25 protein-coding genes are annotated in these 23,417 nt (G+C 62.7%); 12 read left to right on the forward strand and 13 right to left on the reverse strand.

The features are described from left to right. Nucleotides 1–12: 12 nt before the first annotated feature. Nucleotides 13–1,011: an esterase-like activity of phytase family protein gene (locus EQW76_RS12860; protein ID WP_142824770.1), complete on the forward strand. Its 999-nt coding sequence runs from the start codon at nt 13–15 to the stop codon at nt 1,009–1,011. 32 nt (nt 1,012–1,043) lie between these two features. Here the strand turns inward: EQW76_RS12860 and EQW76_RS12865 are convergent, their stop codons facing one another. Continuing rightward, the gene (locus EQW76_RS12865) at nt 1,044–1,676 is read right to left on the reverse strand and encodes a queuosine precursor transporter (RefSeq protein ID WP_142824771.1); all 633 of its coding nucleotides are present in this window, start codon (nt 1,674–1,676) and stop codon (nt 1,044–1,046) included. 115 nt (nt 1,677–1,791) lie between these two features. Further along, entirely contained in the window at nt 1,792–2,094 is a 303-nt protein-coding gene (rpmB, locus tag EQW76_RS12870; protein WP_111219879.1) for a 50S ribosomal protein L28, read from the reverse strand. Between the two features lie 234 nt (nt 2,095–2,328). On the opposite strand from rpmB, the gene EQW76_RS12875 reads away from it, so the two are divergent. Next, nucleotides 2,329–3,099: a DUF3108 domain-containing protein gene (locus EQW76_RS12875; protein ID WP_142824772.1), complete on the forward strand. Its 771-nt coding sequence runs from the start codon at nt 2,329–2,331 to the stop codon at nt 3,097–3,099. 48 nt (nt 3,100–3,147) lie between these two features. Next, nucleotides 3,148–4,041, forward strand: a complete 894-nt coding sequence (locus tag EQW76_RS12880; RefSeq protein WP_142824773.1) for an EamA family transporter — start codon at nt 3,148–3,150, stop codon at nt 4,039–4,041. A gap of 3 nt (nt 4,042–4,044) precedes the next feature. Here the strand turns inward: EQW76_RS12880 and EQW76_RS12885 are convergent, their stop codons facing one another. Beyond that, entirely contained in the window at nt 4,045–4,470 is a 426-nt protein-coding gene (locus EQW76_RS12885; RefSeq protein ID WP_142824774.1) for a cupin domain-containing protein, read from the reverse strand. Next, on the reverse strand, nt 4,470–5,240 hold the full coding sequence (gloB, locus tag EQW76_RS12890; RefSeq protein ID WP_142824775.1) for a hydroxyacylglutathione hydrolase: 771 nt from the start codon (nt 5,238–5,240) through the stop codon (nt 4,470–4,472). Before gloB ends, EQW76_RS12885 begins: the two co-directional genes overlap by 1 nt. Nucleotides 5,241–5,327: 87 nt before the next feature. Between gloB and EQW76_RS12895 the strand changes: the two genes are divergently transcribed. The 3 genes from EQW76_RS12895 (at nt 5,328) to EQW76_RS12905 (ending at nt 8,219) form a co-directional block, all read left to right on the forward strand. Beyond that, nucleotides 5,328–6,083: a class I SAM-dependent methyltransferase gene (locus EQW76_RS12895; RefSeq protein ID WP_142824776.1), complete on the forward strand. Its 756-nt coding sequence runs from the start codon at nt 5,328–5,330 to the stop codon at nt 6,081–6,083. A gap of 97 nt (nt 6,084–6,180) precedes the next feature. Beyond that, nucleotides 6,181–7,290: a histidinol-phosphate transaminase gene (gene hisC, locus EQW76_RS12900; protein WP_142824777.1), complete on the forward strand. Its 1,110-nt coding sequence runs from the start codon at nt 6,181–6,183 to the stop codon at nt 7,288–7,290. Continuing rightward, nucleotides 7,287–8,219, forward strand: a complete 933-nt coding sequence (locus EQW76_RS12905; protein ID WP_142824778.1) for a prephenate/arogenate dehydrogenase family protein — start codon at nt 7,287–7,289, stop codon at nt 8,217–8,219. The genes hisC and EQW76_RS12905 overlap by 4 nt, the downstream gene beginning before the upstream one ends. Before the next feature lie 24 nt (nt 8,220–8,243). On the opposite strand, the gene EQW76_RS12910 is transcribed toward EQW76_RS12905, so the two are convergent. Further along, nucleotides 8,244–9,260: a DUF2125 domain-containing protein gene (locus tag EQW76_RS12910; RefSeq protein WP_142824779.1), complete on the reverse strand. Its 1,017-nt coding sequence runs from the start codon at nt 9,258–9,260 to the stop codon at nt 8,244–8,246. A 50-nt stretch (nt 9,261–9,310) separates the two neighbouring features. On the opposite strand from EQW76_RS12910, the gene EQW76_RS12915 reads away from it, so the two are divergent. After that, nucleotides 9,311–9,844, forward strand: a complete 534-nt coding sequence (locus EQW76_RS12915; protein ID WP_142824780.1) for a gamma-glutamylcyclotransferase — start codon at nt 9,311–9,313, stop codon at nt 9,842–9,844. A gap of 2 nt (nt 9,845–9,846) precedes the next feature. Here the strand turns inward: EQW76_RS12915 and EQW76_RS12920 are convergent, their stop codons facing one another. The 4 genes from EQW76_RS12920 to ftsE form a co-directional block, all read right to left on the reverse strand. After that, entirely contained in the window at nt 9,847–10,650 is an 804-nt protein-coding gene (locus EQW76_RS12920; protein WP_142824781.1) for a 1-acyl-sn-glycerol-3-phosphate acyltransferase, read from the reverse strand. An 86-nt stretch (nt 10,651–10,736) separates the two neighbouring features. Continuing rightward, nucleotides 10,737–11,420, reverse strand: a complete 684-nt coding sequence (locus EQW76_RS12925) for a YdcF family protein (RefSeq protein ID WP_224127921.1) — start codon at nt 11,418–11,420, stop codon at nt 10,737–10,739. 115 nt (nt 11,421–11,535) lie between these two features. After that, nucleotides 11,536–12,480: an ABC transporter permease gene (locus EQW76_RS12930; protein WP_161990917.1), complete on the reverse strand. Its 945-nt coding sequence runs from the start codon at nt 12,478–12,480 to the stop codon at nt 11,536–11,538. Nucleotides 12,481–12,547: 67 nt separating this feature from the next. Beyond that, nucleotides 12,548–13,207, reverse strand: a complete 660-nt coding sequence (ftsE, locus tag EQW76_RS12935) for a cell division ATP-binding protein FtsE (RefSeq protein WP_111219900.1) — start codon at nt 13,205–13,207, stop codon at nt 12,548–12,550. A 179-nt stretch (nt 13,208–13,386) separates the two neighbouring features. Between ftsE and EQW76_RS12940 the strand changes: the two genes are divergently transcribed. The 3 genes from EQW76_RS12940 to EQW76_RS12950 all read left to right on the forward strand — a co-directional run bounded on the left by EQW76_RS12940 (nt 13,387) and on the right by EQW76_RS12950 (nt 15,215). Then, a complete protein-coding gene (locus tag EQW76_RS12940) occupies nt 13,387–14,112 on the forward strand; it encodes a hypothetical protein (protein WP_224127892.1) in 726 nt (241 codons plus the stop codon). 67 nt (nt 14,113–14,179) lie between these two features. Beyond that, nucleotides 14,180–14,722 carry a hypoxanthine phosphoribosyltransferase gene (gene hpt / locus EQW76_RS12945; RefSeq protein ID WP_111219902.1) on the forward strand — a complete coding sequence of 181 codons (543 nt, stop codon included), beginning with the start codon at nt 14,180–14,182 and terminating at the stop codon, nt 14,720–14,722. A gap of 133 nt (nt 14,723–14,855) precedes the next feature. Further along, nucleotides 14,856–15,215, forward strand: coding sequence for a response regulator (locus EQW76_RS12950; protein ID WP_111219904.1), 360 nt, complete (start codon nt 14,856–14,858; stop codon nt 15,213–15,215). Nucleotides 15,216–15,273: 58 nt separating this feature from the next. On the opposite strand, the gene EQW76_RS12955 is transcribed toward EQW76_RS12950, so the two are convergent. From EQW76_RS12955 to argH, 4 genes are all read right to left on the reverse strand, one after another. After that, complete coding sequence (locus EQW76_RS12955; protein WP_142824783.1) at nt 15,274–17,967, reverse strand: TIGR02302 family protein; 2,694 nt, start codon at nt 17,965–17,967, stop codon at nt 15,274–15,276. A 251-nt stretch (nt 17,968–18,218) separates the two neighbouring features. After that, nucleotides 18,219–19,487, reverse strand: a complete 1,269-nt coding sequence (gene lysA / locus EQW76_RS12960) for a diaminopimelate decarboxylase (RefSeq protein WP_142824784.1) — start codon at nt 19,485–19,487, stop codon at nt 18,219–18,221. Between the two features lie 14 nt (nt 19,488–19,501). After that, a complete protein-coding gene (locus tag EQW76_RS12965) occupies nt 19,502–19,696 on the reverse strand; it encodes a lipoprotein (RefSeq protein WP_142824785.1) in 195 nt (64 codons plus the stop codon). Nucleotides 19,697–19,799: 103 nt separating this feature from the next. Beyond that, nucleotides 19,800–21,203 carry an argininosuccinate lyase gene (gene argH, locus EQW76_RS12970; RefSeq protein ID WP_111219912.1) on the reverse strand — a complete coding sequence of 468 codons (1,404 nt, stop codon included), beginning with the start codon at nt 21,201–21,203 and terminating at the stop codon, nt 19,800–19,802. Nucleotides 21,204–21,226: 23 nt separating this feature from the next. Here argH and EQW76_RS12975 point away from each other — a divergent pair, with 23 nt between their 5' ends. Both EQW76_RS12975 and EQW76_RS12980 read left to right on the forward strand, forming a co-directional pair. After that, the gene (locus EQW76_RS12975) at nt 21,227–21,892 is read left to right on the forward strand and encodes a TlpA disulfide reductase family protein (protein ID WP_142824786.1); all 666 of its coding nucleotides are present in this window, start codon (nt 21,227–21,229) and stop codon (nt 21,890–21,892) included. 144 nt (nt 21,893–22,036) lie between these two features. Beyond that, nucleotides 22,037–23,407 (forward strand): tetratricopeptide repeat protein, encoded by a 1,371-nt coding sequence (locus EQW76_RS12980; protein ID WP_161990916.1) that lies wholly within the window; start codon nt 22,037–22,039, stop codon nt 23,405–23,407. Nucleotides 23,408–23,417 lie beyond the last annotated feature (10 nt).

The following is a 23,417-nucleotide window of genomic DNA, read 5'->3' on the forward strand; positions in this document are numbered from 1 at the left end:
TCCGAGGGCCTGATGAAGCGACTTTCCCGCGTCTGCCTGCTGGCCGCGCTGCTGGCCGGCTGTGTGTCTGCCGGCGATCCCTCCGCCGGCGGACCTGCCGAGATCCGTGCCAGCAAGATATCCGCTTTTCGTTTTGGCTCGACGGTGACTAAATTCGGCGATCTCGAGTTTCTGGGCGGCCTTCAGATGACCTCGAGCAACGATCTGTTCGGTGCCGCCTCGGCCATCCGGCTGCGGCCAGACCACCGGCACTTCGTCTCCGTGCTCGATACCGGGCACTGGTGGACAGGCGCCATCGACCGTGATGCCGATGGCAAGCTGCAGGGCATCTCCGAGGCGGTCATCACGCCGATGATCGACCGGTTTGGCCAGATGCACGAAGGCAAGGGCGCAATGGATGCCGAGGGCGTTGCGCTGCGCGGCAACACCGTGCTTGTCAGCTACGAGCAGAACCACCGGGTCGACGTCTATCCCGATCCCGGCTTCGAGACGTCCAAGCCGTCGGGCTCGATCCCTATCCTCATGAACCGCAATGCGTTGCGCGGCAACCAGAGCCTCGAAGCGCTGATGATTGGCCCGCCGGGCAGCCCGCTTGCCGGCAATGCCGTACTGGTGACGGAACGCAGCCTCGACAAGGACGGCAACATGCTCGCCGCCATTCTCGACGGCCCCCTGAAAGGCCGCTTCACCGTCCGCCATTACGATGACTACGATGTCAGCGACGGGGTGTTCCTCCCGGACGGCGACCTGCTGCTTCTGGAACGGCGTTTCGACTTCGCCCACGGCATCGGCATGCGCCTGCGCCGCATTGTCGGCGGCGATATCAAGCCGGGTGCCGTAGTCGATGGAAAGGTGATCTTCGAGGCCAATGCCGACGAACAGATCGACAACATGGAAGGCATAGACGCCTTCCGCGCCGAAGACGGCACGATCCACCTGATCATGGTCTCCGACGACAATCACTCGATCCTGCAGCGCAACCTGATGCTGGAATTCCGGCTTCTGCGGTGAGGAACCGCTACCGGTTTCTCAGGGACAGTCCCTCAGCCCCGAACCGGCTGCGCCGGCTTCAGAACGTTCATGAGGGCGCCGTAGGGCAGCAGCATTACCAGGCCGACGATCAGCTTGACGGAGAAGTCACCGATGGCCCAGGAGATCCAGCGCGGCGCTTCGATCGTGAAGATGCCGAGGATCGGCGCCTGTTCGAGCGCGAATGGCGTGTTGTCGCCGAGGAACACGAAAAAGGCGGCGAAGGACAGAGAGAAGAACAGCACGGTATCGAGCAGAGAGCCCAGCAGGGAGCCAACCAGCGGCGCGCGCCACCACGCCTGGCGGCGCAAGCGGTTGAACAGCACGATGTCGAGCAGCTGGCCTGCCAGATAGGCAGCGCCCGAGGCAATGGCGATGCGCGGCACCGACGAGAAGAACGACATGGCGATACCGACGACGAAGCCGGCAAGCACGACGCGGCGCGCGATGGTCGGGCCGAACTGGCGGTTGGTGAGGTCCGTGACGAGAAAGGCGACCGGGTAGGTGAAGGCACCCCAGGTCAGGATGTCGCCGAGCTTGATGCCGGCAATCTCGCCGTTCAGCGGGAACTGGACGAGAAAATTGGACGCGACGACGACCAGCGTCATCAGGGCAACGTAGATCAGCAGAAAGCGCGGGTTGGGCATTTTTTTATCCTGGGTGATGCCACCAGTTGGAGGGAAGGACCGGTCAAAGCAAAGGCTTGAGCGGATATTATCCGTCAAGCCTTTGAAAGCACGTATAAAGTCAGATCAAGAAAGCTTAGGCAGCGGTCGCTGCAAGTTCTGCAGTCTTCTTGACGATCTGGCGACGAAGCAGGCGAGCGCGCTGGCTCAGCGTGGTTTCGTCGGACTTCAGAAGGAAGGCATCGAGGCCGCCACGGTGTTCGACAGTGCGGAGCGCCGCAGCCGAAACGCGTAGGCGATAACGCTGGCCGAGCGAATCGGAGATCAGCGTTACCTGGCACAGGTTCGGAAGGAACTTGCGCTTGGTCTTGTTGTTTGCGTGGCTGACATTGTTACCCGTCAGGACGGCCTTGCCGGTCAATTCGCACATGCGGGACATGGTACACCTATTTTATTTTTGTCTGCCATCGGAGAGCCTTGCCGGCAAAACCGGTTCCGCAATCCAACAGGCCATGATTGGAAAGTTGCGGTTCTATAGTCAGCGCAGCCTTGGCAGTCAAGCCAAACCTTGGCATTTCCCGCAATTCCGCCAAAAAGCTCGTGCTTGTTGGCATCGCAGACATCGTCACAAGTGTCTATATAGGGTACTACCACTCATATGAAGGCAATCACGATGTCATATCTCGGAAAATGGCTTCTCGTCTCCGTTATCGCCGGATCACTCCCGGCCATGGGTCATGCCGAGGACATGCGGCATGAAACCGAATACCGCGTGGCGCTGGCCGGGCTGCCGATCGCGCACGCCGATTTCAAGACCGAAGTCATCGACAAGCATTTCACCATCAAGGGCACGGTCAGTTCCTCGGGCCTCGCCGATCTTGTGACGACGATCTCGGCGCAAGCCGATGTTGCCGGTGTCGTGGGGCCGCGGAAGCTCGAGACATCGCGCTACACGCTCAATTACAAGAGCGGCCGCAAGCAGCACACCTATGACGTCCTTTACCGCGATGGCAACGTCACATCGTCGACCACGACGCCGGAGCCGCACCGGCCGCAGAACTGGATCCCGGTTGCCGAGGGAGACCTGCGCTCCGTTCTCGATCCGGTGTCGGGGCTGATTTTTCCGGCAAACACCAACGTCTGTGCGCAGACACTGCCGATCTACGACGGCGAGACGCGCATGAACCTGAAGCTGTCTCCGAAGGGCTCCAAGCCGTTTTCGACCGAGGGTTTCAAGGGCGACGCGATCGTTTGCGGCGTGCATTTCACAGCTCTCGGCGGCTACAAGAAGAGCCGTACCGATTTCGACTACCTGAGCAAGAGCAACGACATGGAGATCTGGTTTGCCAAGGCGGACGCCATGAAGGTATATGCTCCCGTCTACGTCCGCATCCCGACCAAGTACGGCACGGTGACAATCACGGCGGTCAAGTACGGCAGTTAACGGCACCTCCTCCGGCAGACACCGGCGCGGTGTCGCAAAGGGGGCAGAATGACATTGCGGGCAACGCTGATCGGTTTTTCGGCAATCCTGATGTGGTCCTTCCTGGCGCTGTTCACTGCCGCCTCCGGGACAATGCCGGCCTTCCAGCTTTCGGCCATCTGCTTTGCCATCGGCAGCATCCCGGGCATTGTGGTTCTGATCCTCAGGCCGGAGCGGATAAAGCTGCTGCGTCAGCCGGCGAAAGTGTGGATCACAGGCATTGCCGGGCTGTTCGGCTATCATTTTCTCTATTTCACGGCACTTAGAAATGCGCCGGCGGTCGAGGCCGGTCTCATCGCCTATCTCTGGCCGTTGCTCATCGTCGTCGGCTCGGCGCTGCTGCCGGGGGAACGGCTGCGCTGGTATCACATCGCAGGCGCCTTTGCCGGGCTCGCCGGGACGGTGCTGATCGTCGGGCGCAACGGGTTTCATTTCGATGCGGCCTATGGGCTCGGCTATGGCGCGGCCGTTCTCTGCGCTTTCACGTGGTCAGGCTATTCGTTGCTGACGCGGCGTTTCGATGCCGTCTCGACCGATGTCGTCACCGGCTTCTGCCTTGCGACGTCGATCCTGTCGCTGCTGTGCCATGTGGGGCTGGAAAGCACTGTCTGGCCGGAAACAGGCTTTCAATGGGCGGCGATAGCCGGTCTCGGGCTGTTGCCGGTCGGGGCTGCCTTCTACGCCTGGGATTATGGTGTCAAGAGCGGCGATATCCAGATCCTCGGTGCCGCCAGCTATGCGGCGCCGTTGCTGTCGACACTGATCCTGACGTTGTTCGGCTTTGCCGAGCCGAGGTGGGGAATTGTCGGTGCCTGCCTGCTGGTGACCGGCGGCGCCGTGCTTGCCGCCCATAAAATGATCCTGCGCCGTCCGCCAGCGCCGGATGTCGCCATTGCCGAATAGGAATCAGGCGTCCGAAGGCTTCCAGCCCGGAGGCGCCATTTCGAAGCTCGAAAATTCAAAGCCCGGGGCGACGGTGCAGCCGACCAGCGTGTAGTCGCCGGTTGTTTCCGCCGCCTGCCACCAGTCGGCGGGTACGATCGCCTGTGGCCGTTCGCCGCTCGCGAAATCTGTCCCGAGGACGATCGTCGTCTTGCCCTGGCCATTCTCCGAGATGTCGAGCGCCAAGGGAGCGCCGGCATAGTAATGCCAGACTTCGGCGGCATCCCGCACACGGTGCCAGTGAGAGCGCTCTCCGGACTGCAGCATGTAATAGATCGCCGTCGAATGACCGCGCGCCTCGCCTGTGCTGTCGCGGAAGGTCTGGACGTACCAGCCACCTTCCGGGTGGGGCTGCATGCCGAGTTCGCGGATGATGTCCTCCGGCCGCATCAGAAATTATCTTTCCGCTTGCGGATTTCGGTGAAGACTTCCTCGTTGGTGCGGCTTTCCATCAAAAGGTTGCGGCGGATGGCCGGATCGGCGGGGCGCAGGAACGGATTGGTTTCCTTCTCCAGCGCCAGCGTCGTCGGGATGGTGAACTTGCCCTCGGCGCGCATCGCCTCGATATCGGCCGCCCGGGCTTTCAGGCGCTCGTTGTCGGGATCGATGGTGAGCGCGAAACGGGCATTGGCCAGCGTGTATTCATGGCCGAAATAGACGGCGGTCTCGTCGGGCAGCACGGCAAGTTTCTGCAGCGAAGCCCACATGTCCGAGGCCGGGCGTTCGAAAAGACGACCGCAGCCGAGCGCGAACAGCGTATCTGCGGCAAACAGCAGCTTGTCGTCCTCGAAGTGGTAGCAGATATGTCCGGCTGTGTGGCCCGGCGTCTCGATGACGTTGACAGTGTGGCTGCCGAACTTGAAGCTGTCGCCGTCACCATAGGCGCGGTCGAGGCCGGGAATGGCGACCGCCTCGTTGAGCGGGCCGAAGATGAGACAGCCGAACTGCTCCTTCAGCGCCAGGTTGCCTTCGACATGGTCGGTGTGATGGTGGGTGGTGAAGATGTGGCTGATCTTCCAGCCACGGCGCCCCGCTGCTGCGGCAACGGCTGCTGCGTCCGGCGCATCGATGGAGGCGGTGAGGCCTGTCTCCGGATCGTGGACGAGAACGCCGTAATTGTCGGTGCGGCAGGTAAATACGTCGAGTTCCAAAGGCTGCATGGCTCAAATGTCCTAACTTTCGTCGGTCGACACGAATGTAGAGGCTGCGGCCTTGAAGTCCAACCGCCGGCTGATAAGATTTACCGTATGCATGCCGATATCGTCGACCTTCGCCAATTCTATCATTCCGAACTCGGCCGGCTGGCGGAGCAATCGATTGCCATGGCGCTGTCGTCGCTCTGGGCGCGATTGCCGGAGGAGCGGCTCGTCGGTCTCGGATATTCCGTGCCCTATCTCGACCGCTTTCGCGCCGATACCGAGCGGACCTTCGCGTTCATGCCGGCGGGGCAGGGGGCGGTGAACTGGCCGATGGGATCGGCGTCGTCGACGGCGCTGATCTTCGACGAAGAACTGCCTTTGCCCGATTCGTCGATCGACCGCGTCCTTCTGGTGCATTCGCTGGAATTTGCCGAAAGCCCGCGCGAGACGCTGAAAGAGCTTTGGCGGGTGCTGGCGCCCGGCGGGCGGCTGGTGATCGTGGTGCCGAACCGGCGTGGCGTCTGGGCGCGGATGGAACATACGCCATTCGGCTCGGGCCGGCCCTATTCGCGCGGCCAGCTGACGGCGCTGTTGCGCGAGACGAACTTCACGCCGGGAGCGACCGCCGAAGCGCTGTTCTTCCCGCCTTCCAAGCTGCGTGCGGTGCTCAGGCTGCGCCGGGCCTTCGAGCGTATCGGCAGGACGCTGTGGCCGGCCTTCTCCGGCGTCATCATCGTCGAGGCGCAGAAACGGCTTTACCAGGGCCTGCCGGTTGCGGTGCGCGCTTCGCGACGTGTGTTCGTGCCCGTGCTGGCGCCGCGCGGCGTGCCCACCACGCGTGAGGAAACCCAGCCGAAGCGCTGAGTGTTGCCGGCTTCCTGCTCGACAAAATCGTCATTCCGGATTAATGCCACGGGATGTTTGAAGCCGGATATGCCGGCCCTTGTCCAAGGTCGATCCCATGAGCAGCGAAATCAGCAAGCCCGTCCCGCGTCCCGGTATTCTCGACATCGCTGCCTATGTGCCGGGCAAGGAAGGTGCGCCGGGTCTTTCCCGCGTGTTCAAGCTGTCCTCCAACGAGACGCCGCTCGGTGCCAGCCCCAAGGCCATCGCCGCCTTCAAGGCTGCCGCCGACGAGCTGGAACGTTATCCGGACGGCCAGGCATTGGCGCTGCGGCAGGCCATCGCCGACGTCAACGGGCTCAATCCGGCGAATATCCTCTGCGGCAACGGTTCCGACGAACTGCTCGGCCTGCTCTGCCACGTCTACCTGGCACCGGGCGACGAGGCCGTCATCACCGAACACGGGTTCCTCGTCTACAAGATCCAGATCATGGGCGCCGGGGCGACGCCTGTTACGGTCAAGGAAAAGGACTGCACTGTCGACGTCGACGCGATCCTTGCCGCCGTCACCGACCGGACGCGGATGGTGTTTATCGCCAATCCCGGCAATCCGACAGGCACCTACGTGCCCGTCAACGACATCAGGCGCCTGCACGCGGCTTTGCCGAAGAACGTGATCCTCGTGCTCGACGCCGCCTACGCCGAATATGTCCGCCGCAACGACTACGAGGCCGGCATCGAACTGGTCTCGGCAAATTCCAATGTCGTCATGACCCGCACCTTCTCCAAGGCCTACGGCCTGGCGGCGCTTCGCGTCGGCTGGATGTTCGGCCCGGCGGAGATCGTCGATGCGCTGAACCGTATTCGCGGACCGTTCAACATGAATGCCCCTGCAATCGCCGCCGGAGCCGCTGCCATGCGCGACCAGGCGTTCGTCGAGACGGCGGTCACCTACAATCTGCTGTGGCTGGACAAGCTGACTGCGGCGTTTGAAGCCATCGGGCTTAAGGTCACGCCATCGGTTGCCAATTTCGTTCTCATCCACTTCCCGGATGTGGACGGCAAGCGGGCCGCCGATGCCGACGAGTTGCTGGCCAGCCGGGGCTATATCCTGCGTGCCGTGCGCGGCTACGGCTTCACCAATTCGTTGCGGATGAGCATCGGCACGGAAGAGGCCAATCGCGGTGTCATCGAGACACTCGGCGAATTCATGGGACGCAAGGCATGAGCGATGTCCAGTTCGACCGGATCGCGCTGATCGGCATCGGACTGATCGGTTCGTCTCTCGCCCATGACATCCGTGGGCTCGGTCTTGCCCGTGAGGTCGTCATCGCGACGCGCGGCGCAGAGACGCTGAAGCGGGCCGAGGAACTGCGACTGGGCGACCGCTACACGCTGTCGTCGGGCGAGGCCGTCAAGGGTGCCGATCTCGTCATCGTCTCGGTGCCTGTGGGCTCCTCGGAGAGTGTCGCCATCGAGATTGCCCCGTATCTGAAGCAGGGTGCCATCGTCACCGATGTCGGTTCGACCAAGGCCTCGGTCATCGCGCAGATGCAACCGCATATTCCGGAGGGCGTGCATTTCATTCCGGGCCACCCCCTCGCAGGCACGGAAAAATCGGGGCCCGACGCGGGTTTTGCTGGTCTTTTCCGGGGACGCTGGTGCATTTTCACGCCTGTCGAAGGCACGGACGAGACGGCGCTGAAGGTGCTGCGGCATTTCTGGGAGACACTTGGTTCCCGTGTCGACGAAATGGACGCTGAACACCATGACAAGGTGCTGGCCATCGTCAGCCACCTGCCGCACCTGATTGCCTACAACATCGTCGGGACGGCAGCCGATCTCGAGACGGTGACGCAGTCGGAAGTGATCAAATATTCCGCCTCCGGCTTTCGCGACTTTACCCGCCTGGCAGCTTCCGATCCCACCATGTGGCGCGATGTCTGCCTGCACAACAAGGATGCGATCCTCGAGATGCTGGCGCGGTTTTCCGAAGATCTCGCCTATCTGCAGCGGGCGATCCGCTGGGGCGAGGGCGACAAGATCATGGAACTCTTCACCCGCACCCGCGCCGTCCGCCGCTCCATCATCGAGGCCGGCCAGGATGTCGACGCCCCCGATTTCGGCCGACACGCGCTCGATCCGAAAGCGCCGTGACGCTCGGTCTCAAGGCGTACCGCCTCAGATCGGCGGGATCTTGCCGACCGGGATGAAGCCGCTGAGCGTGACCGCGCCGTGATCGACGGTGAGATCGACGGACACCTTGTCCTCGCCGGCGGCGAGCGCCTTCAGCAGCTTGCCGGCCATGTCCACCGTCTGCTTGGCGGCAGGGATCGCCTGCTTGATGCTGTCGCGCCAATGGCTGATCTGCTGGATCTCCAGCTTGAACTGGCCGGACAGAAAGCCGTCGTCGTCGAAGGAGAACGGCCCTGACAGGGTCATGATACGGCCGTCGCCGATGTCGGTCGTTACCTTGCGCAGGATACCCGATGCGCCAAACAGGCCGCGCCCGTCCTTTTCGCTGCCGTCGAGCAGCCCCGCCTTGCCGGTCAGCGTCACATCGATCTCGGCCGCGAGCGCCGGAAGCTGCGGGAAATCCTTGATGATGGCGTTGGAGTTCTTCACCTCGAAGACGGCTTCGAGGTCTTCACCGTTCTGGCGGACATGGATCTCCGTCTTGTCGGCCGTAAAATTCACCGTCTGGCCGGTTGCCGAGGAGACGACGGCGGTCTTGAGGCCGTTGATCGTGGTGGCGCCCTGCTCGATGCCGTTGCCCCGGGTGACCATGGTGGATTGTAGCGCTGCCCATTCGGAGGAGATGGTCAGTCCCTGCGAGGTTCGGATCTCTGCCGGGGAATTCAGCTGCCACTCGATGTTGCCGGGCGCGTAGACGTGAGCCGAGGCGCTGAGGTCGTCGAAGGTGGCGGACACACCCCGTGTGTGGTCGTCGACCTGGACCTTGGAGCAGGTCAGGCCGATGCGGAAGGGAAAGCCCTGCTGGTCGAGGTCCGTACACTGGCCGGTAAAGCCTGCCGCATCCTGTTTGCCCAGCGCCCGCAGGACATTGGTCTTCAGCGCCGAGGCGGCATAGAACCAGCCGGCGGTGTAGACTGCGGCCAGCAGGACGATGATCCCCAAAAGGATGAACATCCCCCGGAAGCCTCTGCCGGATCGCTCGCTCTGGCTTGACGCTGACATGATGTTCTCCAATGGTGCACAGCAATGCTGATGTGAGTATGGCTTTGGATATGGACGAATTTTGGGTGTTTGGCTACGGATCGCTCATGTGGAATCCGGGTTTCGCCTTTTTGGAACAAGCGGATGCCGTCATTTTCGGTTATCGCCGTTCGCTCTGCGTTTATTCCTGGGTGCATCGTGGCAGCGAGGCCAGCCCCGGGTTGGTGCTCGGCCTCGACCGTGGCGGGGCCTGCCGTGGCGTGGCGTTCCGGGTGGCGGACGCGGACAGGGATGCAGTGCTTTCCTACCTCAGGGAGCGGGAACTGGTGACCAGGGTCTACCTCGAGCGCCTCGCTCCGATCCGGCTTGCAGACGGCCGCCGGGTGACCGCTGTGGCTTATGTGGTCGACCGCCATCACAGGCAATATGCCGGCGCGCTCGATCCGCTGACAGCTGCCCGCATCGTCGATGTCTCCGTCGGCCAGTCCGGGCCAAACGATGCCTATGTGTTCAATACGCTCACCCATCTCCGCGAGGCTGGCATCCGCGATGCCTGGCTCGAGAGCGTCAATGAAGAAGTGTTGCGGTTGCGAGGCGCTGCCTGAGCTCAGCCGCTGGCCTCTGCCGACGGGGAACTGCGCAGGATTGCCAGTCTTTCGATGGCCGTCGGCGGTAGCGGCAGGTCCGGATTGCGGGCCACGGTTTCCTGCAGCAGTTCGTCGCTGGCAGCCTCGGTCACCTTGATCAGGTGAGCGAAAAAGGCATCGGGGTCCATACCCGGCTGGATCGGGGGCAGGATGCGGACCTTGAAATGGCCGGGATAGCGACGAAAATCGCGGCGTGGCCAGAACAGTCCGGGGTGCATGGCGACCGCCACCACCGGCACATCGAGATCGCGGTACATGCGCGCAATGCCGTATTTGTAGACGGGCTCGGCACCGGGCGGGCGGCGCGTGCCCTCGGGGTAGATGATCAGCTGTCGGCCTGCCGCCAGAACCTCGCGCGTGCGCCTGAGGACCTCGACCATCACCTTGCCACGGGCGCCGCGATTGACCGGGATCATCTGCTGCTTCTTGGCATACCAGCCGAACAGCGGGATCCATAAAAGCTCGCGCTTCAGGATATAGACGGGATCGTCGAGGTAGGGGAGCAGCGCAAACGTATCCCAGAAAGACTGGTGTTTCGGCGCAAACATGTAGCCGCCCTTCGGAATGTTCTCGAGACCCTCGATCTCGAAGGTGGTGCCGACGATCTTCTCCATCAGCCAGACGCTGGATGTGGCCCAGGCCTTGGGAATGGCGTAGCCGGCCTTGCGCGGCATCATGAAATAGATGGGCGAAAGCACGATCATCCGGATGATCAGGTTCAGATAGAAGGCGGCATTGAAGAGGATCGAACGAACGGTGATCATGAAGCTGTCCCGACACGCCTGGTGACGGCGCCTGATCCCGTGCCTACACGATATCGATCTCAATAAAAAGACGGCAGGCGCCGATGCTAGCCCTTGTGCTGCGCGTCGTCCTGCTCCTGCGAGCGAAGGCCTGCAGGGCGGGCAAAACCGAACAGGTTGCGGCCACCGGTCAACAGTACCTTGGCATATTCGGAGAGCATGGTGCGAAGCGCATTCGGGTCGGTAAACCAGGCCTTGGTCTTCAGGTCCGAGTTGACGACGGGATAGGGAATGAAATCCATTTCCGGGTCGGCATAGCGCAGTTCCGCTATGCTGCGCGGCATGTGGTAGTTGTTGGTGACCACCAGCACGCTCTTGTAGCCCTTGGCATGGATCCACTTCACCGTTTCGCTGGCATTGCCGATCGTGTCGATGGCGTCGTAGCCGATATCGACACAGCAGGCGAAAAGATCCGGCGGCGTCTGTGTCGCCTTGGCGATCTGCTTGCGGGTCGTGGCGGGATAGGCGCCCGATATCAGGAGCCGGTTGCCGGCGCCGCTGCGCAGAAGCTCGATCGCCTGGTCGATGCGCTGGTAGCCACCGGTAAGCACGACGATGGCGTCGGCCTTTGGATCAAGTGGCGGCCGTAGGGTGGTGACCGAATCAGCAAAGCGCAGGAAGCCACCGAAAAGGATGGCGCCGGCAAGAATGGTGGCAAAGCCCGTCCAACGCATAATCCGACGGAAAACGCTGCGGCGCGGGGGATTTTCACCACCTGCTACCTGCCGCATCGTCGCCGGATCGAGCGTGTTTCGTGTCATCTGTTCCATGGTTGCCAAACGTCAGTTCCGCCAGACTAGGGCTGTGTCCGGGCCGTTTGATGGCAGATCAGTCATAGTTTTAAGCTCAGGTCGCATTATCGCTCCTGCTCGGGTCCGATCGGATCTGGTCGATCTCGTATATGGTTCGCATCACCGTAAACCGCGCGGTGACCGTCGTCAGCAGTGCGATGATTACCATCGTCGCGAAAATGCCGAGATAGCCGAGTGCGCCGACCGAGAAGGTGCCGAACAGTGCCGTCGCCTGGTCGGTCTGCGGGGTGGCGATCGTGTGGCTCTGCAGCAAGCCTGCGGCGGCAAAGAAAAGCGCCGCCAAGGCACTGCCGACCGCGGAGCCCTTGAAGCTGATTTTCAGGAAATGCTTCTGGAATTCCTTGGCTACGAAAGCGCTTTCGGCGCCGACGAAATGCAGCACCTCGACGATGTGACGATTGCCGGACAGTGCGCCCCGTGTGGCAAAGACCACCGTCAGCACCATAGCCGTGAACACCAGCAGCAGGATGCCGGTACCGATCATGACCGTGGTGTGGGCCATCGACACCAGCCGGTCGACCCAGGTGCGGTGGTCGTCGAGCGAGGCCTGCGGGATCGCGTCCTTCAGCAATGCGCGCATCGCCTCGAAATCCGGCGGGTGGGTTTCGTCGATGGTGACGATGACCAGCCGGGGCACGGGCAGTTCCTTGAGATCGAGGCCCGAGCCGAGCCACGGCTCCAGCAGGCGGGCGGTCGCGGCCTCGTCGACGATCTGCCCGGTCTTGGTGCCGACAAAGGTCATGGCGATATCGCGGGCCTTGACCAGCGCCTTCTCCATGTCGAGGTCGTCGTCAGGCTTGATCTGGATCGTGATTTCGCGGGCGATCTGGCTTTCCCAACTGGCAGCCGTTGAGCGTACCATGCTGACGGCGCCGAGTGTCAGGCAGGCGAGGAAAGCCATGATGGCAATCACCACCATCAGCGCATTGCCCTGGATTTTCGAGGACGGAACGATCGGCCCAGTCGGGCGCACGCGCATTGCCGGCCGCCTCGTTTCGGCTGGCGTCTGCGCGTCCGGACGCGCCTGCTTGCTGGGGACATCAGGTTCAATCATAGATGTCGAGATGCCCCTCGGAGAGGATCATGCGTCGCGCTTCGACCTGGTCCATCAGCGTCAGGTCATGGGTGGCGATGACGACGGCGGTGCCGAGCCGGTTCAACTCGAGGAAGAGATTGAGCAGCCGGCGGGCCATCGGCGGATCGACATTGCCAGTGGGCTCGTCTGCGAGCAGGATTTCCGGTCGGTCGATCAGTGCGCGGGCGATGGCGGCACGTTGCTTTTCGCCGCCGGACAGAACTGGCGGCAGCACGTTTATACGCTCGCCGAGGCCGACCCATTTCAGCAATTCGAGCACATCGTTGCGATAGGAGCTCTCGTCCTTGCCGCGGACCCTCAAGGGCAGGGCCACGTTCTCATAGGTGGTGAGATGGTCGAGCAGGCGGAAATCCTGGAAAACGATCCCGACTCGCCGACGCAGCAGCGGCAGCTCGCTATGGGGAATGGCGGAAATGTCCCGGCCGAACATGCGGATCAGGCCGCGTGTGGGCTGCAGCGACATGAAGAGAAGACGCAAAAGCGTCGTCTTGCCGGCGCCCGAGGGGCCGGTCAGGAACTGGAAGGACTTTTTCGGAATGTCGAAGGTCATGTCCCGGAGAATCTCCGGGCCCATGCCGTAACGCAAACCGACGTTTTCAAAATGAATCAACGGGCAGCCCAGTCTTCCGCGGTTTCGATCGCTGACTTGTTAACCAACAGGGTTAACGGACCGTAAAGTTTGCCGGCCCCAAGCTGCTTCGGCGACCATCTTTGCGAAGCATTAACCATTCAAATTTACTTCTAGGTGGGATTCCTTTCAATGGCCCGTTTGCCGGCGCCGATGAAACGATGTGGATCACCACAGAGGACGTCACCATGGGCGCATTTCGCAATCGCCACCATCAGACGGGACTGGCTTATGATCTGATCCCGCCCGAGGCGCAACAGCCAACGCGATCACTTCGCCGTTTCGAGCGGTCGGACGATATCGTCGACGCCGAATTCGTCATCGTCCAGCCGGGCCGTAGCAACAATTTTTCGGCCCGCAGCGGTAACGACAATCACAGGCGCCATCATCCGCAGCCGCGCAAGGGCATGGCATCTGCCGCTCTCCTGTCGGCGGGCGTCTATTTCATGCGCGCCGGCGAAAGCTGGCTGCAACGGGCGTCCGGTCGCAGCTTCGCGGTGTTGATCGTGGCGCTTTTCGTGCTGGTGTTCGGTCTGGTCGGCGGTTTTTCGGGCCTGGCGGAAGCGCCGGTGCGGGTCCCGCCGATCGCTGCAGCACCCTTGCAGTTCACCCATGTCTCGCTGACGCCGCGCGATGCCAACGGCATGCATATCCTCGTACTCAACGGCATCATCGACAATGTCACCGCCGCCGGTCGCTCCTTGCCGGAAATCCGGGCCGATCTCTATGATGGCGACCAGTTGCTGGCGAGCGTGATGATTGCGCCACCCAGCGAGCGGATCGGCGGAGGCGAGAGCCGTGGCTTTTCGGCGCGATTGCCGCACCAAGGCGAAAAAATGCCAGAGGTTCGGCTTTCCTTTGTCCAGGCGGGTGCCGACGGGCGGTGATTGTGCTAACGGCTGTTGCTCCAACCGGCGGGCCTTCCGCCGATGATGCCCAGGGAGCCTGCCGACCATGCCAGTCGTTCGCGGAAAAAACATCGAGCCGCTTTTCACCGCCGCGCAGATTGCCGCACGCAATCTCGAACTGGCCGCCGAGATCGCCAAGGGACCGACCAAGGACCTGCTGGTCATTGCCATCCTCAAGGGCTCATTCATCTTCGCCGCCGACCTGCTGCGGGCGCTGCACGATACCGGGCTGGCGCCCGAGGTCGAGTTCGTCACCCTCTCCAGCTACGGCACCGGAACGGTGTCGCAGGGTGTCAGGATCGTCAAGGATATCGACAGCGACGTGCGCGACCGGGACGTGCTGCTGATCGACGACATCCTCGAATCCGGCCGGACGCTGCGGTTCGCCAAGGAAATGCTTTATGAGCGTGGCGCCAGAAATGTTTCGGTGGCTGTGCTGCTCGACAAGAGCGTCAAGCGCCAGGAAAAGATCGAGGCCGAGTATGTCGGCTTCGAATGCCCGGATTATTTCGTTGTCGGATACGGCATGGACGTCGCCTATGCCTTCCGCGAATTGCCTTTCGTCGGTGTCGTTACCGGCGACGCCTGAGCCATTTCGGGGCGCCTGTCACAGACGCCTTGTTAACCATGCGACCGGTTCTTCGGCGTGCCGTTTACCGATCGCAAAGGAAAGTCTGGTGATTTCGCTGCCAGGGACATGACCGTCCGACGGAGCGATGCACATGGCAAGAATTCTAATCACCGAAGACGAAGATTCGCTGCGCCGGTTCGTCGCTCGCGCGTTGCGCATGGACGGTCACGAAACGGAAGAAGCGGCCGATGGCGCCGAGGGACTGGAGAAGCTGCAGGGCGGCGGCTTCGATCTTTTGCTGTCGGATATCCGCATGCCCGTGATGGATGGCATAGAGCTGGCGCACCAGGCGTCTTCGCACTGGCCGGACATGAAGATCCTGCTGATGACCGGCTATGCCGAACAGCGCGAACGCGCCGACGACCTCATGGAAAAGATCGTTGACGTTGTCTCCAAGCCCTTTGCCCTGCCGGACATCCGCAAGGCCGTTGCGCTGGCGCTTGCCGCCTGACGCCACGCCTCGCCACCCCCGAGGCCGATATCGGCTCGCATGGTGAGGGTCGCGTCTTCTACTGGATGTCGAGCAGCCGCTCCAGATAGCGCCGTTCTTCTTCCTGGGTCGGATTGTTGCCGAGTCGCTGGCGGATCGCGTCGAGGATTTCGCGGGCCCTCTGGGCGTCGATCTGGTCCGGGATCTTGGTGTTGCCGTCGTCGAGCGGACCGTTGCCGTCTGCCGTGGCGCGCCCAAGCGGATCCCGGCCTCCCGGATTGCCCGGACCCTGGCCCTGCTGCTGCCCTTGGCCTTGTCCCTGCTGCGCCTGCATCATCTGGTTGAGCATGTCGCGGGCACCCTGGCGTAGCGCTTCCAGAGCGCGGCCCTGGCCCTGCGTCGCCTTCTCGCCATCGCCCTTGCCGAGCGCGCCGCCGGCGCCTTGCATTTCCCGCTGTGCCTGGCCAAAGCCCGGGCCCGGCTTGACGCCCATCTCCCCGAGACCCTTCTGCAATTCGCCGAGCTGCTTTTCCAGAGTGTTCTGCTGCTCCTTCAAGGCCTTCAGTGCATCGCGCAGCTGGTCTTCCGTCATGTCGTCTTCCGGCGACTGCGCCTTCTGCTGGCCTTGGCCCTGCTGCGGATCCTGCGGTTGCTGCCCCTGCTGCGGCTGCTCTTGTCCCGGCGGCTGCTGCCCCTGCGGGCCTGGCATCGGCTGGGCAAAGGGGTCCATATCCTCGTTCGGATCGCCGCTCTGCATCTTGTTGCGCATGGCCTGGTCGAGCTTGAAGGTCTTGTCCATCAGCTTCTGCTGCTCGCGCAGGATCTGGCCGAGCTTGTCCATCTGCTGGCGGCCCTTGCTGTCGTCCTTGCCTTGCTGTTGCTGTCCCTGCTGCGGTCGGCCTGCCTGCATGTTATTCATCATCCGCTGCAGTTCGGACAGCATCTGTTGGGCCGCATCGCGGTTGCCGGAGCGGGCAAGGTTCTCGATCTGGTCCATCATCCGCTCGAGATCCTGCTGGCGCAAAACCCTCGCATTCTTCTGGTTCGGCTGGTTTGGCGCGTTCTGCATGCGCTGCGCCAGCTCCTTCATGTAGCCGTCCATTGCCTTGCGCAATTCGTCGGTGAGCTTCTTGATCTCCGAATCCGGAGCGTTGCGCTGCAGCGCCTCCGAGAGTTTCTGCTGGGCGTCGCGCAATTGCTTCTCGGCATCCGAAAGCTGTCCGTCCTCCATGCCGAGCGCGATCTGCCAGAGATAGTCGGCGGTATCCTTCAGAGACGCATCGTCATGGGCAAGCCGCATGCGTGCCTGCGCCGATTGCAGCAGCAGGTAGTGGGTGAGGTTCGGCACGGTCTCGTCGGCGCGGATCGTCAGCGCTTCGTTCAGCTGGATCGCATCCGGCATCTTGCGGGTGTCGAGCGCGAACACCTGCCGTTGCTCGGCGACGGCACCGGCCAGCGGTTCGTTGAAGTTGCGGGCCGGCATGGTCATCTCGTGCGGCGGGCTGCGACCGGTCTGGCCGGCGCCATCGCGGGCAACAAGTGTGATCCGGACGCGCTTTCCGGCCAGCGGATCCTGGGTCAGGTCGTGGCTGCCGAGCCCCTTGACGTCCTTGCGGTTGCGGCGGGAAAACTCGAACTTGTAGTCCGGCACCGCATAGAGCGGCGTTGCCTGCGGGTCGGCATCGACGGGTACGATTTCAGCGTGGGCTTCGTCCACGCCGTAGTCGTCCTTCGCCTTGAAGCCGATTTCGAGGGCCCCGTTGACGGTCGCGTGCGGCAATCCGTCGAAGACGATTTCCGGCGGCTTGTCGGCGAGCACGTTGAACGCCCATTGCCGGCCGTTGACCGAGAGCGTGCCGCCCTTGTCGAGCTTCATCTGATGGGTCCGCGCCGCGGCTTCGGTGGCATCGGCAGCGGCAGGCGGCGTTTGAGCCGTGGGCGAACCCGCCTTGGCAGCCGGCGCATCCTCCTGCAAGGCGACCTCGGTCCCGCTCTTGCTACCGGTGTCCTGGAACAGCACCGTTTCGCTGCCGGCACCGCCGGTAACGCGGACGGTCAGTTCGGAAAATTGCGGGACGGAGATCGCGCCGGCGGCAGTGGCTGCCGTGCCCGTCAGGTAGACGGGCGGCTGGCCTGTGTAGGCGGGCGGGGTCACCCAGGCGTCGATGCGCAGGTCGGGGGCGTTGGTTGACGCCAGAGGGTGGTCGAAGGCGTCGCCCAGCGTGCCGGCGCTGTTCGACATCGAATAGCCGAAGGCCACCGCCAGCAGCAGGGCCGGGAGGGCACGCAACGCATAGGGGTCGTGGCGGGCGATATCGGGGCGCGGCAGGCCGGCATCGAGGGATGCGATCCGTTCCGCCATGCGTGTCTGGTGCTCGCGCCAGAGGGCTCGCGCGAATGGCGTCTCGAAGGCAGGTTCGTCCTCCTGCACCGCGACCGGCTGATGCGACAGGCCGTTGCGCTCTTCGAGCAACCGGTCGGCATCGAGAGCGGTCGGCCAGCGCAGGCGGCGGAATGGAATGAAGGAGGCGACGAGCGCGATGATGAAGATGCCCAGCAGCGCCAGCCTCGGGACAGTCGGCAAGATACGGAAGAGACCGAACCATGAGGCGGAGACATAGAGGGCAGCCACTGATGCCAAGGGCAGCAACATCGGCAGCAACTGCTCGGAGACGAGTACCGCTCTTGCCAGGAAACGCTTGGTCGCGACCAGGCGTGCGAGCGCCGGCCGGGAGGCAAAAGCGCCTTTCCTATCTTTGCTGGCATTGGTCATCGGTTCGCTGTTCCCCGAACTGGTGTTGCTGGCCGACGCTTATCCCCGGGGCGAAGATTTGCTCCGGCGACCCTGCGCCGCCTGAAAACGCCCCACATCGTCATCGCCGTTCCCAGCAGGCAGCGCCCATGGTCCAGCGCCTCCGAGGAAGCAGCGCTTGCGGAAGGATAGCATTCTTTGTGGCGAAGACGAGGGCGTGCAACGACAAAGCCGGTTTTTCCATGCGTCTTTGCTTTAATTCGAAGAAGGGATCAGGCAAGCCAGGCCGGCAGGGAATCGAGGTTGATCAAGTCCTGATAGGTCTGGCGCGGTCTGACGACATGGAATTCGTCGCCCTTGACCAGCACTTCGGGCACCAGCAGCCGGCTATTGTAGGTGCCGGCCTGCACGGCACCGTAGGCACCGCCGGAGGAAACGGCCAGCAGGTCGCCGGGCTTCGGCATGCTCATCTCGCGGTCGAGCGCCAGGTAGTCGCCGGTCTCGCAGACTGGGCCGACGACATCGGCCTTGATGCGCGGCGCGCTGGCGGCGGTGACGACGACCGGGCGGATCTCGTGATAGGCCTCGTAGAGCGTCGGGCGAATGAGGTCGTTCATGGCGGCATCGACGACGACGAAGCTCTTTTCGCCGCCATCCTTCACATAGATCACCTCGGTGACGAGGATGCCGGCATTGCCGACCAGCAGGCGGCCCGGCTCGGTGACGATACGGCAGTTCAGCTGGCTCAGCTCGTTCCTGACGATCTCGGCATAGGCGTCCGGCGATGGCGGCGGATTGTTGTCGTCATGGTAGGGAATGCCGAGCCCGCCGCCGACGTCGACGTGGTGGATGGCATGGCCTTCGCCACGCAGCGTCTCGACGAGTTCGCGAAGCAGCTTGAAGGCCGCCTGGAAGGGCTGCAGCTCGGTGATCTGGCTGCCGATATGCATGTCGATGCCAGTCACCTCGATGCCCGGCAGGGTGGCTGCGCGGGCATAGACGGCGCGGGCACGCTCATAGGAGATGCCGAACTTGTTTTCCTTCTTGCCCGTCGAAATCTTCGCATGGGTGCGGGCGTCGACATCGGGATTGATGCGGAAGGAGACTGGCGCCCTTTTTCCGGCGCGGACGGCGCGCTGGTTCAGGACTTCCAGTTCCGGCTCGGATTCGACGTTGAAACAGTAGATGCCGGCCTCGAGAGCTGCATCCATCTCAGGCGCGGTCTTGCCGACGCCGGAAAACATGATGCGTTCCGCCGGAATGCCGGCGGCCAGCGCCCGTGTGAGCTCGCCGAGGGATACCACATCGACGCCAGCACCGAGGCGGCCCAGCGTCTTCAGCACCGCCTGGTTGGAATTGGCCTTCATCGCGTAGCAGACCATGGCATCGACGCCGTGGAAGGCTTCCGAAAACACCCGGTAATGCCGCTCGAGCGTCGCCGTGGAGTAACAGTAGAAAGGCGTGCCAACCGTCTCGGCGATCTTCGAAACGGCAACGTCCTCGGCGTAGAGAACGCCGTCGCGATACTGGAAATGGTTCACGGCGGTTGCCTGTTCTAAAGAAGCGGATCGAGGATGAAAGGCTTGTCGGCCGTACCCGGTTGCTTGGTCGGCTTCGAGGTGTCGCCGCCCTTGGTGGCGTTGACGCTCGGCGGATCGAGATCGCCCTTGCGGCCGCACGCAACGGTGGCGAGACCCATGAGCGAAAGCACGAGGGTCATGCGGATGATGTGCGGCACGTTGATTTGCATCGATTTCCTCTTGAGGCGCGGCGTCGGGCAGGCAGACCTTCATAGCGAAGTTTCAGCGCCTTGTGCACCCTGATTGTTGCGTTGCGGCTTGCAGCCCGTGCAGTCAGTTGCGGGCGCGCCAGTAGGCGATCTGCTTGCGGACTTCGGAGGGCGCGGTTCCGCCGAAGCTCTTGCGGCTGGCAACCGAGGCTTCGACGGTCAGAACGTCGAAAATCTCGGCCGTAATCGCCGCGTTCAGGGCCTTGAGGTCGTCGAGCGAAAGTTCCGCCAGTTCGCAGCCCTTGCTTTCCGCCAGCGCCACGGCGTGGCCAGTGACGTGGTGGGCGTCGCGGAACGGCAGTCCGGCCTCGCGGACCAGCCAGTCGGCAAGATCGGTGGCCGTCGAATAGCCGGAGCCAGCGGCAGCCTTCATGCGCGCGACGTTGACGGTCATGTCACGGACCATGCCGGTCATGGCGGCAATGGCCAGTTCTAGGCTCTCGGCGGCGTCGAAGACCTGTTCCTTGTCTTCCTGCATGTCCTTCGAATAGGCGAGCGGCAGGCCCTTCATGATCGTCAGCAGGGCTACCAGCGAGCCGTTGATGCGGCCGGTCTTGGCGCGCACCAGTTCTGCGGCATCGGGGTTCTTCTTCTGCGGCATGATCGACGAGCCCGTGGAAAAGGCGTCGGATAGGCGCACAAAGCCGAATTGCGGCGTCGACCAGATGACAATTTCTTCCGCCAGACGCGACAGGTGCATGCCGGCGATGGCGGCAATCGACAGGAATTCCAGCGCGAAGTCGCGGTCCGATACGGTGTCGATCGAATTGCGGGTCGGCTCGCGGAAGCCGAGTGCCTTGGCTGTCATGTGGCGGTCGATCTGGAAGCCGGTGCCGGCCAGCGCCGCCGCCCCGATAGGTGATTCGTCCATGTGCTCGATGGCGTGGCGAACGCGCGAGCGGTCACGGCCGAACATCTCGACATAGGCCATGCAGTGGTGACCGAATGTCACAGGCTGTGCGGTCTGCAGATGAGTGAAGCCGGGCATGACGGTATCGGCATGCTCTTCGGCGCGGTCGAGGAAGGCGGCGATCAGGCCGGTCAGCGCCTGTTCGCAGCGCTGCAACTCTTCCTTCACCCAGAGACGGAAGTCGAGCGCGACCTGGTCGTTGCGCGAACGGGCGGTGTGAAGCCTGCCGGCAGCGGGGCCGATCAATGTCGCAAGCCGGGCCTCGATGTTCATGTGGATGTCTTCGAGCTTGCGGGAAAATTCGAAATTGCCGCTCTCGATTTCTGACATGATCGTGTTCAGGCCGTGAACGATCTTGTCTTTGTCCTCCGTCGAAATGATGCCTTGATGAGCAAGCATCGTGGCGTGGGCGACAGAACCGCGGATGTCCTGCGCAAACAGCTTCTTGTCGAAACCGATGGATGCATTTATCTCCTCCATGATGGCGGCGGGACCGGACGCGAAACGTCCGCCCCACATCTGGTTGGAGGCGCTGGTGTCGTTGGTGTCGTCAGCCATGAGATGCCTATCTGGAGAACGAAATGACAGCAAAGAAGCCGTTCGGTCTGCCGTCTTTGAAATTGGTCCTGATCGCAGCCGTTGCCGGCGTCGTCGCGGGTGCGGCAGCGGTATACGTGAAGCAGGCGGGGTCTGGCAATGGGACGACCGAAACCGCTGACGCCGGCGACTGCCAGCCGGCCAAGGCCAAGGGCGCTGCGCTGACACCCTTCACCAAGGGCCAGGTCGCGGCCATGGTCGGAGCCCAGCAGCCGCTGTCGCTGCAAGGCGTTGCCTTCAAAGGGGCTGACAGCCAGCCCCTGTCGGTCGGGAATTTTGCCGGCAAGACCGTGCTGCTCAATCTCTGGGCCACATGGTGCGTTCCCTGCCGCGAGGAGATGCCGGCGCTGAACGCACTTCAGAAGCAGATGGGCAACGACAAGTTCGAGGTCGTGGCTGTCAACATCGACACCGGCGACGACGAGAAGCCCAAGACCTTCCGCAGCGACAACGGTATCGATACGCTCGGCTATTACCGCGACAACAGCATGGGCGTCTTCAATGCGCTGAAGAAGCAGGGCCTGGCCTTCGGCCTGCCGGTGACATTGCTGCTCGACGGCAAGGGCTGCCTGGTGTCGGCCATGAACGGCCCGGCGGCCTGGGACAGCGAAGATGCAAAGGGGCTGATCAAGGCCGCGACAGCCTTGTAGGCCTGAGCCAAAAGTTGTGTGCTCCGGCTCCTGATCCGCAGGCGCTGCGGATCAACTCTATCATCGATGGCATCACCCTGGAGTAAGGCCCGCTCTTTAGAGTCGTGGCATTGCCCGTCATTTCTTTTGTTGAGAGCCATACCGATGAGCCAGCCCGAGGCGGATTTTTCGCAGCACGTTTCTGCCATCATGGCACCGATGATCGGCCTGTCTGCCGAGGACGAGGCCGCTGCATGGCTGAAACGCGGAAATTTTCTGCAGCGCATGGGACAGTTCGCCCTTTCGATCGAGGCCTATGACAAGGGGTTGGCCCGCTTGCCCGGCCACATCAAATGCCTTTGCAACAAGGCGCAGGCGTTCGAGCAGCTTGGCCGGAGACTGGAGGCGTTGGAGACCGCACAGGCGGCCCTGCGTCTCGATCCGGAAAGCCAGGAGGCGCTGCTTCTGTGCGGTACTTTCGAGCTGAGGCTCGGCAATTCAGCGGGAGCCCATGCCTGCTTTCTGACCGTCGCCGAGAAGGGCGTGGTACGCAACTATCCGGCCGCGCAGAAGCCAGCCAGATTTCGCATCCTCATGCTGTTCTCGCCCGAAGCCGGCAATACGCCCTACGAGGATCTGATCAATGGCGGTCGCTTCGACAGCGAAGTGATCATGGTTCTGCGCGGCTATCGCAACGATCCTGACGTTCGGGACCCCCGCGTCGATGTCGTCGTCAACCTCGTTTCCGAAACGGATTTCGGTCTCGATGTGATCGCCTCGGCCATCGATCTTGCGGACTCACTCGGAAGGCCTGTGGTCAACCATCCCCGGCTGATCCTGGGCACGGATCGCGAATCGATCTCGCAGCGACTGGCCCATGTCCCTGATACGGTGATGCCGGCGACGGTGCGCATCGATGCCGGTGACCTTTGCCGCCGCGTGCGCGACCAGGCCACGCCGTCCCTGCCGGTCATCGTCCGCCATGCGACCACCCATGGCGGCGAGATGATGGAGCTTGTCGACAGCCCGGAAGCACTGCTGGATTTTGCCGAGGAAGCCGGCGAGCGCATGCTCTACCTGACGGACTATGTCGACTACCGCTCCGCCGACGGACTGTTCCGGAAGTATCGCTTCCTGTTCGTCGGCGATGAAATTCTTCCCTACCACCTGGCAATCGGCGATGGCTGGAAGGTGCATCATGCGTCGACCCGGATGGGCGATGTGGAGTGGATGCGGATGGAAGAGCAGGCGTTCCTTGCCGATCCGGCCAGCATTTTCGGAATATCGGGTATGGCAGCACTGGAGACCATTCGCCGGCAGGTCGGTCTCGATTATTGCGGCATAGACTGTGCGCTCGATGCCGAGGGCAGGGTGGTCGTCTTCGAGGTCAACGCCTCGATGCTGATCCATAACGACAACCCGGGGTTCGAATACAAGACGCCCTACGTGCTGGCGATAAAGGCCGCCTTCGAGCGTCTACTGGAGCGGCGGGCAAGCGAGTACCGGGTTATGACGGGGAGACCAGCTATCGCCTGAGACAGCGGAT

This window comes from Rhizobium sp. rho-13.1 (genome assembly GCF_007000305.1).
Classification (GTDB): domain Bacteria; phylum Pseudomonadota; class Alphaproteobacteria; order Rhizobiales; family Rhizobiaceae; genus Rhizobium; species Rhizobium rhododendri.